Origin of the sequence: Acinetobacter sp. NyZ410, from assembly GCF_022828975.1 — a bacterium.
GTDB classification, from domain to species: Bacteria; Pseudomonadota; Gammaproteobacteria; order Pseudomonadales; family Moraxellaceae; genus Acinetobacter; species Acinetobacter guillouiae.
Genome location: NZ_CP094620.1, coordinates 757750 through 773087, shown reverse-complemented (window position 1 = coordinate 773087; position 15338 = coordinate 757750). Strand labels below are relative to the sequence as shown.

Annotated in this window: 15 protein-coding genes; 4 read left to right on the top strand and 11 right to left on the bottom strand. The window is 38.8% G+C overall.

The window, feature by feature from the left end; all coding sequences use genetic code 11:
* Nucleotides 1-15: 15 nt before the first annotated feature.
* The 4 genes from proC to ppx all read right to left on the bottom strand — a co-directional run bounded on the left by proC (nucleotide 16) and on the right by ppx (nucleotide 4606).
* The gene (gene proC, locus MTO68_RS03680; protein WP_004819135.1) at nucleotides 16-846 is read right to left on the bottom strand and encodes a pyrroline-5-carboxylate reductase; all 831 of its coding nucleotides are present in this window, start codon (nucleotides 844-846) and stop codon (nucleotides 16-18) included.
* A complete protein-coding gene (gene tilS, locus MTO68_RS03675; protein ID WP_244015080.1) occupies nucleotides 843-2222 on the bottom strand; it encodes a tRNA lysidine(34) synthetase TilS in 1380 nt (459 codons plus the stop codon). Before tilS ends, proC begins: the two co-directional genes overlap by 4 nt.
* Nucleotides 2159-2983 (bottom strand): acetyl-CoA carboxylase carboxyltransferase subunit alpha, encoded by an 825-nt coding sequence (locus tag MTO68_RS03670; RefSeq protein ID WP_244015078.1) that lies wholly within the window; start codon nucleotides 2981-2983, stop codon nucleotides 2159-2161. The genes tilS and MTO68_RS03670 overlap by 64 nt, the downstream gene beginning before the upstream one ends.
* Nucleotides 2984-3085: 102 nt before the next feature.
* Nucleotides 3086-4606, bottom strand: coding sequence for an exopolyphosphatase (gene ppx, locus MTO68_RS03665; RefSeq protein WP_244015076.1), 1521 nt, complete (start codon nucleotides 4604-4606; stop codon nucleotides 3086-3088).
* A gap of 292 nt (nucleotides 4607-4898) precedes the next feature.
* On the opposite strand from ppx, the gene trxA reads away from it, so the two are divergent.
* The 3 genes from trxA to MTO68_RS03650 all read left to right on the top strand — a co-directional run bounded on the left by trxA (nucleotide 4899) and on the right by MTO68_RS03650 (nucleotide 7479).
* Nucleotides 4899-5225, top strand: a complete 327-nt coding sequence (trxA, locus tag MTO68_RS03660) for a thioredoxin (protein WP_004723035.1) — start codon at nucleotides 4899-4901, stop codon at nucleotides 5223-5225.
* Nucleotides 5226-5569: 344 nt separating this feature from the next.
* Complete coding sequence (gene rho / locus MTO68_RS03655) at nucleotides 5570-6838, top strand: transcription termination factor Rho (protein ID WP_004723038.1); 1269 nt, start codon at nucleotides 5570-5572, stop codon at nucleotides 6836-6838.
* A gap of 380 nt (nucleotides 6839-7218) precedes the next feature.
* The gene (locus MTO68_RS03650; protein WP_004723040.1) at nucleotides 7219-7479 is read left to right on the top strand and encodes a hypothetical protein; all 261 of its coding nucleotides are present in this window, start codon (nucleotides 7219-7221) and stop codon (nucleotides 7477-7479) included.
* 556 nt (nucleotides 7480-8035) lie between these two features.
* Here MTO68_RS03650 and MTO68_RS03645 read toward each other — a convergent pair.
* From MTO68_RS03645 to pheS, 3 genes are all read right to left on the bottom strand, one after another.
* Nucleotides 8036-8332, bottom strand: coding sequence for an integration host factor subunit alpha (locus MTO68_RS03645; protein ID WP_004723042.1), 297 nt, complete (start codon nucleotides 8330-8332; stop codon nucleotides 8036-8038).
* Nucleotides 8329-10710 carry a phenylalanine--tRNA ligase subunit beta gene (pheT, locus tag MTO68_RS03640; RefSeq protein WP_244015074.1) on the bottom strand — a complete coding sequence of 794 codons (2382 nt, stop codon included), beginning with the start codon at nucleotides 10708-10710 and terminating at the stop codon, nucleotides 8329-8331. Before pheT ends, MTO68_RS03645 begins: the two co-directional genes overlap by 4 nt.
* A 130-nt stretch (nucleotides 10711-10840) precedes the next feature.
* Nucleotides 10841-11821, bottom strand: coding sequence for a phenylalanine--tRNA ligase subunit alpha (gene pheS, locus MTO68_RS03635; RefSeq protein WP_244015072.1), 981 nt, complete (start codon nucleotides 11819-11821; stop codon nucleotides 10841-10843).
* Nucleotides 11822-12038: 217 nt separating this feature from the next.
* Here pheS and MTO68_RS03630 point away from each other — a divergent pair, with 217 nt between their 5' ends.
* Complete coding sequence (locus MTO68_RS03630) at nucleotides 12039-13067, top strand: hypothetical protein (protein ID WP_244015070.1); 1029 nt, start codon at nucleotides 12039-12041, stop codon at nucleotides 13065-13067.
* A 44-nt stretch (nucleotides 13068-13111) separates the two neighbouring features.
* On the opposite strand, the gene MTO68_RS03625 is transcribed toward MTO68_RS03630, so the two are convergent.
* The 4 genes from MTO68_RS03625 to MTO68_RS03610 all read right to left on the bottom strand — a co-directional run bounded on the left by MTO68_RS03625 (nucleotide 13112) and on the right by MTO68_RS03610 (nucleotide 15164).
* A complete protein-coding gene (locus MTO68_RS03625) occupies nucleotides 13112-13660 on the bottom strand; it encodes an NADAR family protein (RefSeq protein WP_244015068.1) in 549 nt (182 codons plus the stop codon).
* A 164-nt stretch (nucleotides 13661-13824) separates the two neighbouring features.
* Nucleotides 13825-14355, bottom strand: a complete 531-nt coding sequence (locus MTO68_RS03620; protein WP_244015066.1) for an adenylate kinase — start codon at nucleotides 14353-14355, stop codon at nucleotides 13825-13827.
* A gap of 98 nt (nucleotides 14356-14453) precedes the next feature.
* Nucleotides 14454-14651, bottom strand: coding sequence for a hypothetical protein (locus MTO68_RS03615; RefSeq protein WP_004723056.1), 198 nt, complete (start codon nucleotides 14649-14651; stop codon nucleotides 14454-14456).
* Between the two features lie 135 nt (nucleotides 14652-14786).
* Nucleotides 14787-15164: a hypothetical protein gene (locus MTO68_RS03610; protein ID WP_244015064.1), complete on the bottom strand. Its 378-nt coding sequence runs from the start codon at nucleotides 15162-15164 to the stop codon at nucleotides 14787-14789.
* Nucleotides 15165-15338 lie beyond the last annotated feature (174 nt).

The following is a 15338-nucleotide window of genomic DNA, read 5'->3' as shown; positions in this document are numbered from 1 at the left end:
CCTAAAAATCAATAATTATTTAATGCTGTCACTTAATTCTTGAGCCAGTTCCTGACTACGCTTCTGCGCAGCAGCTAAAGCTGTCTGAATATTTTGAGAAATTTGAGCACGATCAAATACTTCTAAAGCAGCTTGTGTAGTGCCGTTTGGAGAAGTCACATTTTTACGCAATTCTGAAGGTGCATTTGAGCTGGTAATTGCCATTTGTGCTGCACCAAGTGCTGTCTGTAACGTTAAAGCCGTCGCAACCTTCTCATCTAAACCCATATTTTTTCCAGCACGAATCATGCTTTCCATCATATAGAAGAAATATGCAGGACCTGAACCAGAAACAGCAGTTACAGCATCAATTTGTGCTTCAGAACTCACCCAAAGCGTTAAACCTGTCGCAGCAAGTACTTGTGTTGCCAATTCGCGGTCTTTAGCACTGACCTCTGGTTTCGCAAACATACCATGTGCACCAGTTTGAACCAAAGCAGGGGTATTCGGCATAACACGAACAACACGCTCACTGCCGGTTAAGTCTGAAATCGTTTTAATTTCAGCACCAGCAACGATCGAAATCAATAATTTATCTTCGAGTAAACCTTTTAATGGTTTAAGTACCCCACCCAAAACTTGAGGTTTTACAGCAAAAACAACAATATCGGCATTTTTAATTGCTGCGATATTATCATCAGTCACATGAACATCTTTTTCTTGTAGCAATTGTCGAATATTTTCAAAGGGGTCAGAAACTGTAATACGTGTTGCAGGTAATCCACGACTCAACAAGCCACCGATTAGGGCTTGTGCCATATTCCCACCACCAATGAAAGTAATATTACAATTTAACGCTGCACTCATGAATCACGCTCGACCTTAGTTTTTAACTCAGAGATTAAATTTGGTTGCCATCCACCCACTTCACAATATTCAGATTGCGCCAACCAAAAACCATTTGGTGTAAACACCCCAAGCATAACATTATCTACACTTAATATTTGAATTGTATGACGCATCCACGGAAAAATATGTGCTTCTTGAATGGCTTTTTTCAAAGGCCAAGCACCGACTCTGCCATAAAGATGAATTTTTTCACCACCCAAACGCGGCTTTAATGTTAGCTTATGATTGAATAATGCAAAAGCCAGGCCCATTTTAGAGCTTTCGATCTGAAACACACCAGATGTGAATTGTAGTTGTTGATGAAGCTGAAATTGAACTTCCTGTTCTTGAGGCAATGGTTTAGATTTTGATGCTAAATATTGGTTTTGTTCAATTCGATACAACTGATTTTGATAACGTAAATAATAAAAATGATTCCAATGTAAAGCAGCTTGCGCATCTGTTTTAGACTCAATTACTTCATCTTGTAGCCTTTGCACCATGTCCAAGGTTGGGCGATATGTCCCCTCACCTTTCATCCATACCGATAAAAGTTGCCGCTGTCTAGCAGGGGAAAGAGAGGCCAATTTGGCTAAATCCAATTGTGCAGGATGACCACAAAAGCTTAAATCCTGCTGTATCACTTCATTGAGAATTTCATCAGCATCTTGCATTAAATAGCTGGTACGTGCCAATGCTTGCTGCATTTTAGGATAACGACTTTGCAAAATATGCCAAAGTTCATGTCTACACCATGCACGGTCATAATGTGTATCTAAATTGGAAGGATCGTCCACATAATCGATTTGCAGTTGCTCAACCCATTGGCAAATCTGCTCACGGGAAGTATCCAGTAAAGGTCGCCAAATCAGCAATTGATCGCGCTGATCGATGGATTGCATCGCAGATAGACCTGTAACCCCCGCACCTGACAACAAACGCAACATTAACGTTTCAGCCTGATCTTGCTGATGATGTGCAAGAACCAATACCTCATTTTCATCGATATGCTGTAAATAGGCTTGATAACGTGCTTGACGTGCTTGATTCTCAAGATTGCCTTGAGCGACTTGAACCGACTGAAGAATATAAGGAATATTCAGCGCTGTGCATTGTTGAGCAACAAAATCAGCCCACACATCACTGACTTTTTGCAGGTGATGATTGACATAAATTGCACGAATTTGCTTGGGAAAAAGTTGTGCCATCAGATGTAGCAACAGCATGGAATCCATACCACCACTACATCCGATTAAGAAACGGGTATTTTCAGGAAATTGAGAATACTGTTTTAAGAAGCAAGACCTAAATTGTCGCTGCCAAACTTCATTAAACGTTGATAACGTGCTTCGCATCGTTCTTCCGCAGTCATTGGCTGTAATTCATCAAGCGCTTGTTTTAACACATCCTTGAGTTTTTCCATAACCTCAAAAGGATGTAAATGAGCACCCTCACCTTCATCAACCACATATTCAACAATACCAATTTCTTTGAGCTTGTCAGCAGTTAATGCAAGTGCTTCACTGGCTTGTTCTGCTTTATCTGCAGTTTTCCAGAGAATAGAAGCACAACCTTCAGGTGAAATCACAGAGTAAATACTGTGTGACAGCATAATAACGCGATCTGCAACACCGATGCCCAAAGCACCACCAGAACCACCTTCACCTAAAACTGTTGCAATGACTGGCACTTTAAGGCTTGAAAGTTGCGCCAAGCTGGTTGCAATTGCTTCTGCTTGACCACGCTCTTCAGCACCAATACCTGGGTATGCTCCCATGGTGTCAACAAAGGTAAACACAGGAAGATTAAAGCGTTCCGCCATATCAAGTAAGCGTTGCGACTTTCGGTATCCTTCAGGATTACACATCCCAAAGTTATGCTGTAATTTTTCACGCGTGCTACGACCACGGTGTTGGCCCACAACCACTACGGGTTGACCGTTAAAACGGGCCAATCCACCCACCATTGCACCATCATCACCGTATAAACGATCACCATGCAAGGTATCAAATTCAGTAAAGATTTCGCCTACGTAATCCAAAAATTGCGGACGCTCAGGGTGACGTGCAATTTGAACCGTTTTCCAAGCTTGAGATTGAGCAGCTTTATTTTTCATAAGTCGAGTATTATCCCTAATTCACCGATGGATTACGCATCGGAAGTTTAGGTTTAAGTGATATAAAATGATTGATCACTCTATCATCACCAAACCTTTAAGTTAATCGATAAACTGTTCCGACTGAATATTCAATTCAATGTCCCAATGCTTAAATTGCACTTGCTCATCATGCAAATCTGCAACCAGCAATGGCCATTGTTTGGCATCACCAGAAACGCTGAGTTGCCATTGTTGCTCATTCTCTACCGTCAATTCAATGGCAGGAAGCATCTCATCGCTACGACTATGATTCAGTAAAACTGCAAGACGAAGCAACAAACACAAGTACACAAGCTTGTTGCCGCCCACTTTTAACACGTCTAATTTGGCATCTACGCGTAATTTACGACGGTGATGAGCGACCAAATGTGACAAATGGTTTTGATCAATTTGTGAAAAACCGGGGATGTCTGAATGTTGTAATAAATAAGCACTGTGCTTTTGATAACCACTATGGCTAATGGCTAAACCGATCTCATGTAAATAAGCAGCTCGACGCAACAGATCGCTATCATCACTGTTTAAGTTGAGTGTATTAGCAACAGCATTAAACAAATGTTGTGCTGTTTCAACCACACGCTCAGCTTGTTTTGCATCTGCACCATAGCGTCCCATCATCGCCTGTACACTACGATCGCGAACATCTTCATGTTGGAAACGCCCGAGCAAGTCATACATTACACCTTCACGTAATGCCCCATCTGAATACACCAATTTATCAATATTCAAGACTTCAAACACAGCATAAAGGATCGCTAAACCCGCAGGTAATACTGCTCGGCGATCTTCTTTTAAACCATCAAATTCCATATCTGAAATATTTTTAAATTTCAGTAATTTGTCTTTTAATTTTTCTAAACCTTCACGAGTCAGATTCTCTTGCTCATCACTCCAGCCCATATTGACCGCAATTTGGCGACATGCTTTGATGGTTCCACTAGAACCGACCACAGTATCCCAGCCCGCAGCTTTATAGGTATTTGCAATCGAAGATAATTCTTTACGCGCCGCAACCACAGCTTTATCAAAAGCTTTGTTGTTAATATCACCATCGGCAAAATAGGCTTTAGTAAAGGCTACACAGCCCATCTGTAAAGATTCGGTATGAATCGGCTCGAACTCTTCACCAATAATCAGTTCAGTAGATCCACCACCAATATCAATCACCAGACGACGACCACTATTGGCCATGGTATGGGAAACACCCAAGTAAATGAGTCGGGCTTCTTCTCGTCCCGCAATAATTTCAATGGGCTTTGGCAAGATCTCTGCAGCTTTTTGAATAAATTCATGCCCATTTTTCGCTTGACGCAGCGCATTTGTCGCAACAATTCTGAGTCGAGTCGGCTGTACTGAACTTAAACGCCCAACAAAACGCGCTAAGCAAGCCAAGCCTCGTTGCTGTGCAGCTTCAGTTAAGTTTTTATTTTCATCTAATCCAGCTGCAAGCTGAACCTTTTCTGACATAGAAGCAACTTTCTTAACTTCACCATGATCCACACGAGCAATTGCCAAATGGAAACTATTTGACCCCATATCAATCGCAGCAAGTAATTCTTCATCAATCAAAAAATCAGACATTATTTATACAAACTCATACTGAATTGCTGCTTAGATTAATTCACATACACGCTTTTTAAAAGCCATTTATTTAGACAATTTGATGAGTCATTATTTTTTCAGCATATATGACAATTATGTGACAGTTTCACTGGTTTTTCTAAAGATCCGATTGTAAATATCGTGAGCATCAATTGGACAAACTCACAAATTAGAATGAAAATTTAAGTATCCCCCTACATTGTTAAAGATGACTATGTAATACTTATATCCATAGATAGATTCATCTTTAAAATATTTTGGAGCAAAATCCATGTCTGGCAATATCGTAAATACCACTGATGACAACTTTGATGCAGATGTACTTCAATCTGATATCCCTGTAATCGTAGATTTCTGGGCAGGCTGGTGTGCACCGTGTAAAGCGATTGCACCAGTCCTTGAAGTACTTTCAACTGAATTTGAAGGTAAAGTTAAAATCGTTAAAGTTGATGTAACTGCGTGTGAAGCAACTGCGGTCAACTACAACATTCGTAACATTCCAGCATTATTGATGTTTAAAAATGGTGAAGTTGTCGCTCAACAAATTGGTGCAGTGCCAAAATCTAAATTAACTGCATTCATTGAAGAAAATATTTAATTTGCTGAATTTATACATTATTTGTATAAATCTAGGAAAATGAGAAATACGCTTGATTTTCTAGCGTATTTTTTTTCGACTATAATTTGACAAACTTGTTGATCTAACTTATATTCCATGCTCAAGGAACATTAGGATTCTCTTCCTGTTTCTTAAAGGACAACACATAAGATCGCCGTTCGGCAACAGAAATTGTTTTACATATTTCTCCTCGAAAGAACTACATAGATTCTGAGTTTGTTTTTGTGTCTATACAATTTCAACTCACCTATTACACTGCTGGCGACTTTTGCTTCTTTTCTCTTTATCTGTGTTCCACACATCCTTATTCAATCTGACCATTTATGAATTTAACTGAACTCAAGAAAAAACCGATCGGCGAACTCATTAAAATTGCTGAGTTTATGGGCCTTGAAGGAATGGCTCGTAACCGTAAGCAAGACATCATTTTTGCCATCCTCAAACGCCATGCAATGAATGGCGAAGAAATTTTTGGTGATGGTGTTCTTGAAATTTTGTCTGATGGTTTCGGCTTTTTACGCTCCGCTGCAGGTTCTTATCTTGCAGGTCCGGATGATATCTATGTTAGTCCTTCACAAATTCGTCGTTTTAATCTACGAACTGGTGATACGATTACAGGTACGATTCGCCCACCTAAAGAAGGTGAACGTTACTTTGCATTATTAAAAGTTAATCAAATTAACTATGACACCCCTGAAAACTCACGCAATAAAATTTTATTTGAAAACCTCACACCACTTTTCCCAACTGAGCAATTGGTTATGGAGCTGGGTAATGGTTCTTCTGAAGATTTGACAGCGCGTGTCGTTGACTTGGTTGCACCCATCGGTAAAGGTCAACGTTCAATTATCGTAGCACCGCCAAAAGCGGGTAAAACGATGTTATTACAGAACATTGCCCAATCTATTGTACGTAACAATCCTGAATGTTTCTTGATTGTTCTTCTGATCGACGAGCGTCCTGAAGAAGTGACAGAAATGGAACGTACTGTGCGTGGTGAAGTTGTTGCATCAACCTTTGATGAATCTCCAGCTCGCCATGTCCAAGTTGCTGAAATGGTGATTGAAAAAGCCAAACGTCTGGTAGAGCACAAAAAAGATGTTGTGATCTTACTTGACTCAATCACGCGTTTAGCCCGTGCTTATAACACTGTTGTTCCTTCATCTGGCAAGGTACTTACTGGTGGTGTTGATGCACATGCCTTAGAACGCCCTAAACGTTTCTTTGGTGCTGCACGTAATATTGAAGAAGGCGGTTCTCTCACCATTATTTCTACTGCATTGATTGAAACAGGCAGTAAAATGGATGAAGTGATCTACGAAGAATTCAAAGGTACAGGTAACCAAGAAATCATCCTTGATCGCCGTATTGCTGAAAAACGTGTCTTCCCAGCAATGAATATCAAAAAATCAGGCACGCGTCGTGAAGAGCGTCTCATGAGCGAAGAAAACCTACGTAAAGTATGGATTCTTCGTAAACTTCTTCATCCTATGGATGAATTAGTGGCGATGGAATTCTTGTTGGATCGCATGAAAGAAACCAAAACCAATGATGATTTCTTTGATCAAATGAAGCGTAAAGCTGCCAACTAATTCCATAAATACTTAAAAAGGCTACTCTAAGAGTAGCCTTTTTATTTGGTTGACATTATTTACATAAATATACAATCATCGAGTTTCAACGTTACACGATATTGCAAATATTTGAATATAAAAATTATTCATCAAGATTTTTTATATTTATTAATAACTTATTTATCAATAAACCAATCTAAAAACGCAACTTGATTGTAAAATACTGTTAAAAAAACATCATTTTTTCATCAATTTGGTCAGTTTTTTTAAGATAAACAGTAGCAATTCAAAATGCGCAGTGATAGCATATTCGCATACCAGTTAGACTGCTCATGCAAAAAGCAAAAAACAGGCTAACTTGGGTTTTTTGTCTCTATTAAATTTATGAGAGTGATGCCATGTTATTCAAAAAAATCGCTATTGCTGCTGCAGTTGCTACTACTTTAGCTTTCGTTGGTTGTGCTAAAAAAACTGAAGAAGCTGCTGCTGATGCAAACACTGCTGCTTCTCAAGCTGTAGAAGCTGCTTCTGAAGCTACTGCTGCTGTTGACGCTGCTGCTGCATCTGCTACTGATGCTGCTGCTGACGCTACTGCTGCTGCATCTGATGCTACTGCTGCTGCTGCAGACGCTTCTGCTGCTGCTTCAGCTGCTCAATAATAATCGCTTAGATTATTATCAAGAAAAGAGAACCTTTTAGGTTCTCTTTTTTTTGCTTTGTTTTTTACTTTAAAGTTTAAATCATCATAAACAAGCTGTATCACCCTTCGCTACAGAACACTTAGATCCAATAAGCACAAAACCACACCACTTTATTTTACTTTGGTTATTGCCCTTTAAAATTGCAAGCGTATTCCGATCATCTTAACCAATACTAGAATAGGTTTACTTATTTGCATTTTTATAAAGGTGCTTAGAATTTTCTTAAAATAAATTTATCCCGCATAAGGGTCTCACTTTTACCCAACAATTACAAAATCTCTCCCTACCCTGTTGTTAATTAAAACCGCATCTAGGTAAACCATTTGATCTTTGGGTATTGGGATAAAAAACGATATTCCAGTCTTATCACTGTGATTACAGCAAAAATTAGTTAATCGAATCCAAATGATGTTTATTTCTGGCAATAAAAAACCCCAAGCAGATTACTCAGGGTTTTTATCTTACAAAACTTTTAGATTACAGAGCTTTCATCTTACGACACACAAATTGCCGATTAATCTTCTTGTTCTGTACCCACACGTTGTCTAAATTTTTGACCTGCACGGAATGTTACAACTCGACGTGCTGAGATTGGAATCTCTTCTCCAGTTTTAGGATTTCGACCTGGACGTTGACGTTTGTCACGTAGTTCAAAATTTCCGAAACCTGAAAGTTTGACTTGTTCGCCTGCAATTAATGCTTGGCTAATCTCGTCAAAGAACAACTCGACCATTTGTTTTGCTTCACGACGGTTTAAACTCGTAAGCTCACTTAAATGATCAGCCATTTCTGCTTTTGTTAATGCTGTCATGAGGCCCTCAATGTCGCTTGATAAGTGTCTTCTAACACTTGAATAATATGATCCATACCGGATTTAATCTCAGCATCTTCGAGTGTACGTGATGGATGTTGCCATAACAATGCAAATGCTAATGAGCGCTTACCTTGTTCAACACCTTGCCCTGTATACACATCAAATAACCAAGTAGAGTCTAAAAGCTCTCCACCCGTTTTTTCGATAAGTTGCTGAATTTCACTAACATTAATCTTATCACTAATTACAAGCGCAATATCACGTCTAACCGATGGAAATCGTGATAATTCTGTAAAATTAGATACATAAGTTTGCAAAACAGCCGATTGGTCGAGCTCTGCGATCCAAGTTGTGCTCAAATCCAGTGCATTTTCCAAAGATGGATGTAGACGACCTAAATAACCTACTGATTTCCCATCCACGAGAATTTCCGCAGATTGACCTGGATGTAACCATTCACGATCAGAACGAACATATTCAACTTGAACACGTCCAGCTGCTAAAATTTCTTCGACCTCGCCTTTGAGATCAAAGAAATCCATAACTTGAGCTTTTCCATGCCAAGATTCAATTTGTTTTGATCCTACAGCAATCATAGCCAAAGTTGGAATCTGTTTCAAATCTTCTATACTTTTCGCGTTTTGATAATCAAAACGTAGCCCTAGCTCAAAGAAACGCACACGACTTTGTTGACGATTGATATTGTACTGAACACACGGAATTAAGCTTGAAAGTAAAGTTGAGCGCATGACCGCCAAATCACTTGAAATCGGATTTGCAAGCGCCAATGGATTTACTTGTGAATTCAATTGTTTTTCAAGTTTTAAATCTGCAAAACTAAAACTAATCGCCTCTTGATAACCCAGTGTTACTAAAGTTTGACGTAACTGAGTCAGTTCAAATTGATCCTGATGCTTAGCAAGTTTTACATCAATCACAGGTAGACTAATTTGAATATTGTCATAACCATGTATACGCGCAACTTCTTCAATTAAATCTTGATAAATTGCCATATCGTAACGATGTGATGGTGGTACAACAGTCCATTCACCTTCAGCTGTTACAGTCACAGCACAACCTAAACGTTGCAGCGCATCTGTAATAAATGCAGTAGGAACTTGATAACCTAGCAATTGATCCACTTGCGCTTGATTCAACTCAATTGCTTCGCGTTTAGGCAACAATTCAGTTTTTTCAGATACGGTAATTGGACCGAAATCACCACCTGCAAGAGTTTGAATCAATTGTGAAGCGCGTTGCATTGCGATCATAGGCAATTCAAAGTCCACACCACGTTCATAACGTTGTGACGCATCTGTATGCAAACCATAACGACGTGCGCGCCCTGCGATATGTAATGGTGCAAAGAATGCAGATTCAAGGAAAATCTCAGTGGTTTCATCTGTTACAGATGAGGACAAACCACCCATAATGCCTGCGATCGCCAATGCTTTTACATCATCTGCAATCACCATAACATCTTCGGTCAATTCAATTTCTTGTTCATTTAACAAAACAAGCTTTTCATTTGCACTTGCCTGACGCACATGCACTGAACCTTGAACCTGACCACCATCAAACGCATGTAACGGTTGACCAAGTTCCATAAGCACATAGTTGGTAATATCAACAAGAATACTGTGTTGACGAATACCTGAACGTGCTAGAGCTTGCTCCATCCATGCAGGCGTAGCTGCTTTGGTATTTACATTTTTAATTACACGGCCTAAGTAACGAGGGCAACCATCCGTTGTCACAACAACTTGCTTCTGATCAGCAATCGTAGCCGCAACCTCTTGAATTTCAGGTGCTGTTACAGGCAATTGGTTAATTACCCCAATTTCACGTGCCACTCCACGAATACTGAAACAGTCACCACGGTTTGGCGTGATGCTGATATCAATCACATGATCATCAAGATTTAAATATTCTCGAATATTTGTGCCTACAGGCGCATCAGTAGGAAGTTCTAACAGACCGTCAATTTTATCTTCAAGGTCAATTTCTGAAGCACCGCAGAGCATCCCTTGTGATTCAACACCACGAAGTTTGCCTTTTTTAATTTTAAAATCACCCGGAAGCACCGCACCAATGGTTGCAACTGGCACTTTCATTCCAGCACGTACATTTGGTGCACCACATACGATTTGCAAAGGTTCACCCGAACCAATATTCACCGTGGTGACACGTAAACGATCTGCATCAGGATGTTGTACAACAGTTAAAACTTCACCAATCACCACACCTGTAAATGGTTTAGCTGCGGGAACCAGTTCATCAACCTCAAGTCCCAACATGGTCAGTTGATCAGACAAAGTATCGCTATCAATTGCAGGGTTGACCCATGTGCGAAGCCAATTTTCGCTAATTTTCATTTCTAAAACCTATATTCAATATCTATGAATTCCTCTCTGACTCCCCTTTAAAAAGAGGCAGAACCCTTCGTCTCATTATCTTGGACATCCCCTCTCCTTTTTGGAGAGGTCAGGGAGAGGTATAAATTTGTTAAGCAAATTGGCGTAAAAAACGCACATCGTTTTGGTAGAACATACGCAAATCATTGATGCCATAACGCAACATTGCGAAACGCTCTACACCGAGACCAAATGCAAAGCCTTTATATTTTTCAGGATCAATACCCGCAGCTTGTAGAACATTTGGATGTACCATACCGCAACCCAAAACCTCTAGCCAACGACCACGCTCATCCATAATATCCACCTCAGCACTTGGCTCAGTGAACGGGAAATAAGACGGACGGAAGCGTACTTTTAAATCTTTCTCAAAAAATTCATTTAGCAGATTAATCAACAAACCTTTTAATTCTGCGAAGCTGGTATTTTCAGCAACGTATAAACCTTCGATTTGATGGAACATTGGAGAATGGGTTTGATCTGAGTCACAACGATAAACACGCCCTGGACAAACGATACGAATCGGTGGTTGCGAGTTTTCCATTGTGCGTACTTGTACACCTGATGTATGGGTACGTAGTAAATGGTTTGCATCAAAATAAAACGTATCATGCATCGCACGTGCAGGATGATGTCCTGGAATATTCAATGCTTCAAAGTTGTGATAATCATCTTCAACTTCTGGCCCTGTCGCAACAGTAAAACCCGCTTTGGTAAAGAATTGGCAAATACGTTCTTGAACCTGAGTAACGGGATGAATACTTCCTACAGCTTGCCCACGTCCTGGCAAAGTAATATCAATTGTGTCACTTGCTAGCTTTAATTCTAATTCAGCTTTCTGTAATTCAGTTTGGCGTTCAGTCAATGCTGCACTGATCGCTTCACGTACTGCATGAATTGCAGCGCCCTGAACTTTACGCTCTTCAGGGTCCATTTTGCCAAGTGCCTTAGATTGTTCCGCAAGCTGGCTTTTTTTCCCTGTAAATTGCACTCGTACTTGGTCGAGTGTAGTCAGGTCTTGAGCTGCTGCAATCGCAGCGAGCGCTTCAGTGGTCAGGGCTTCCAGTGACATAGTAACTCTCAAAGCAATATTTTAGAAAAATAATATAACTCTATATTCTAACAGTTTTTATGCAGTTGAATGAAGTTTCCGCTTTACAAAAAATACGATTAGTCACAACTTATTCTAAATAATTTGTATATTTCCCTGTTTGATTCCTGTTGAAATGCTAGAACTTTGATTTATAAAAAGTATAAAATGGATTTAATGTCGCTGAGATCTATAAAAAATGGCACTCGATCAAATCTGGAAACGTCAACTTACACTCGTCACTTATGGCAATGAGTATCTCACTCAAGGGATCAGTTTTTCTCGTTGGGTCAATCATGCCATTTTTAATCAGCATGCTTTTGGCTTCCGTGATTTAACCAACCAGCACCTATTGGCACAGCATTTTCAGATTTGGCTTGAAGGGCTAAAAAAACAAGGCGTGTATCGACTCAGCTTACATAGCGCGAGCATTTTAAATGATGAACAAAATCCAAATGCCAATGTTGAACTGTTAGCCATCCCCCACTTTATTGTTAGCCATGATCAACAAAAGAAAACTGCATGGATTTTTGGTAAAGAATTGGCTGAATGGTATAGCGCAGACAATGATTATGAAGCGCCTGAGCAGCAACGCCCCAATTTACGTACCGAGATTTTTTGGCGCTATGATCTCAATGCAAAACTGATTAAACGGATTGAACAAGACTTAGTTCAACCGAATTGGGATGATATTCAAGTTTATACAGACAATGAATTGTTCGATACTCAATATGCCAAAGGTTTTCCAGAACCTGTAAATAAAGATTTACCTTATTATGGATTAGATGAAACGCTATATACGGCCGAGGATTCAAGCCTTAAACTTGCGCTGTTACCCACTGACTATCAAGCTGATTACGCACATGAAACCTTCTGTCGTATCGATGCATTAGAAAGCTTTATTTCTACAAAATTAAAGCATCCCTATGATGAAAATGAGCAAATCATGAGCCCTGAAGAACAAATGAATTTGCGCCATTTCCTGCAAAAAGTTGAAGATTTAAAATCAAAATTTATTATTAAAGTTGCAAATCATTATAAATCTGCACGCTTAACACCAAAACAAATTGCTTCACCCTTTGACGCGCATGACAATATCAAAACCGAGCAGCGTCAAGCGTTTAACAGCAAGGCAAATCCTGAGCATAAACCCGGTAAAACAGGTGTTTTTGCATTAATTATTGTGACCATTTTAATTTGCCTTGCGGCTTATTATTTCGGACTATAATGTCTTATCTATTTGATAAAATGAATCTTAAAAAGAAAGCAACATTAAAGTTGCTTTCTTACTTCCATTAAGGCAAAACCCAAAAGATTTAAACCTTGCCATGCGTTTGGATTTGTCGCATTAACATGATCTGCTGCAAGTCCAATCCCCCAAATTTGATCTACAGGCGAGGCTTCAACAATGATCTGATCTGAGGTACTCAGTAGAAACGCTTTAAGATCATTGTCTTGAGAAAACTTAGCCAAATTACCTTGAACCACAATTTCATAACGATGAGCAATCCAAATCTCATCTTGATAATTTTTGACCAAACGACCTAATGCTTTTATTTTCTTAGGATCGTCTGTTTGTAAAATTTTCTGAAAAATAGCCTCGTCATTAAATAGTTTGGCTTTCTGCGCCATCATATACTGTTCTGTACTTTGATAATTGACACCATCAATTTCGAATTTTGCAGGAAACCATTGACTTAAACAGCTCTTGTCTATTTTTCCAGAAGTCTTTTGACTATGCCCCCAAAAACACAAATAACTATACTTTTGCCCGTTCTTTACTTGTTCTTGTAAAGTTGTTAAAAATTGAGAATCACTCATTTTATTGTCCTATGATTAATATCCCATTGATACGATACTTCTGTTATGCCATCACCATCATTAGCATGAACCTCTTATTCAATCACGGTTCCACTTAATTTTTCATAAAATATTCGACACGTATTATTATATTTTTTCAAAATTTATCCTAACTTATAAAGGACTTAAATTAAACTAAAAAATTGATCAATATCTTTTCGCGATTTTAAATGGATAAATCGAATATGTGAGTATTGAGGATCATTCATCATTGTTATATATTGCTGACGATTTTTTTGATGCGTTTTAATCATCCACCAAATAATCGAATCACGACTAAACATCTTACTAAAATTTTCACGATTATTTGAACTCTCCCAAAGTCTGTGTCTAAAAATAGCACGACGAACAGCTCGTTGTATGGATTGGTAAAGATTGATATAAAAAGGAATATCCAACCAAATTACAGTATCGATATCTCGCCATTTGATCTGCGTGGTTCGCGTATAATTACCATCTATGACAAAACCAGATTTAGCTTGATCTAGTTTGGCGTGAATTTTCTGAAAAAATGCAGTATCGGTAGACTCTTGCCAATCATCCAGCCAAAATAAATCATCCAATTCAATGTAGGTGAGCTTTAATTTTTGAGCCAATCTTATTGAAAATGTTGTTTTTCCTGACGCAGAAGTCCCCACGACATTGATCCGTTTCATAGATTTAAGAACTCTCTAAAAATAAAAAAGTAGCCAAATAGGCTACTTTAGATCACATAACAACCCAATCATGATTCAATCATTTTAGCTGACGTATATTAAAATACGGGTCGTATGCTGAGTATCACTTTATGTTCATTTGCATGCTGATTAATATAGTGCTCAACTGCTGTTACTTCACCTTTAACTTCAGCATCTGCACCATACATCACTTTTAAAACTTCCCCAACTCTGGGTAGTAGTTGCAACTCAACTTCAATTGCACCTTGTTGTAAACCTTCAATCTCAACACGCATACCCACTCCATCATTTTCTATTATTCGTTGTTCTACTCTATGCGAGCTATTTCTAAAACAATAATGTTTTCACGTTGATATTGTGTAATGTGTATGCAAGGTTATTTGAATGTTTAAATCATTCGGATGACCTGCTCAATCAGCATAATCCAAATCGTCCTCATCAATATTGATAAAATTTGCTGGTGGTGTAATTTCAAACCTGACGGCTTTAATCGTGAGATGATCGAGTAATTTTGCTTTTGCCACACGATGCATACCATCCATCACTCTGCCATCAGCAGATAGAATAATTGGATAACTTAGATCTGCCTGTTGTATCAGTTGAAAATGTTCAATCATTTGCTGTGTTGTTGGATGTGTATCTGGAAACCAATACGCTTCATTGAGTTCTTGTATATCTGATAATAGAACTTCATCGATTGGGAACTCTTGGCTCAGCTCAACCAGATAATGCACATCCCAAATATAAGTGTCTTCACCAACTTGGCGAAAGTGATATTGTTTACGCATAAGACTAGATTCTATAGTTTGGTCAATTCAATGTCATAACAAAATCGTTAGAGCATCCAAAAGGACAGATTTTACATCAACACAAATTTTACTGATTAGTGCTGTATTCGAACAATCAAACTCAAAAGAAACTTATCTCGAAAAGTTCCCGCAAGAGTTTGAAAATAAATTTTT